Below are 734 nucleotides of genomic sequence, written 5' to 3'. Positions count from 1 at the left end.
TAATTAGGAACTGATATGTCATATTTTTTAAAGTTATAAAATATATGACATAATAAGTAGTAGTCTCGGTTTATAGGCTAAATAACATTTTTATTGCAAATGATTCAATAAAGCATCTTCGAGTTGTTGGTTTGCTTTGATTTCCCGTATTACCCCATTTACTTGAGCATCAATGTCTACGAGCGTGCTAAGTCCAATAATACTGTTATCTTTCGTGTTTTGAATAATATTGATAATGCTTGAATTTATAAAGTCTGAACTTATTATATTAGGGTTTTGAGACGAAGGCATTTTTGGTGAATCTATAGAATCATCTCCAATAATATTTCCTTCACCAAATTGTATGATGTTAACAATACCCTGGTTGAATACATCTCCTCTTTGATTTTCACTATTTGCTCTAATGTTGTTTAAATTACCATTTTCAATTACTAAGTTGGCAATATTTGTGTTCAAAATATCATCGCCATTTATAGTCGTAGTAATGCTTAATCCAATATTAATAATATACTCGTCCGTAATTTGGAAGCCACCTCGATATTCTTCTAAAGATAAATTTGAAAGAGGAGAAAGTTCTTGCAGGCCAACATCTTTAGCATTCACATTAAAATGAGGTATTAGCATACAAAGCACTAACAAAGATTTATTGTAGTTCATAATGCAGGCCTTTCAGGTTGTTTAGTTCTTAAAGTTATTTAAAACAATGTTATATTAATTTTCACCGGAAACTGGGA

At 30.2% G+C, this 734-nt stretch carries 1 protein-coding gene; it reads right to left on the bottom strand.

All coding sequences use genetic code 11. The features are described from left to right. Window positions 1–90 precede the first annotated feature (90 nt). Window positions 91–657, bottom strand: coding sequence for a hypothetical protein (locus tag R7Q09_RS25385; protein ID WP_318143850.1), 567 nt, complete (start codon window positions 655–657; stop codon window positions 91–93). Window positions 658–734 lie beyond the last annotated feature (77 nt).

Source organism: Vibrio sp. 2130-1, from assembly GCF_033339515.1.
The sequence above is the reverse complement of the archived record's forward strand: the minus strand, read 5'-3'. Positions and strand labels throughout refer to the sequence as shown.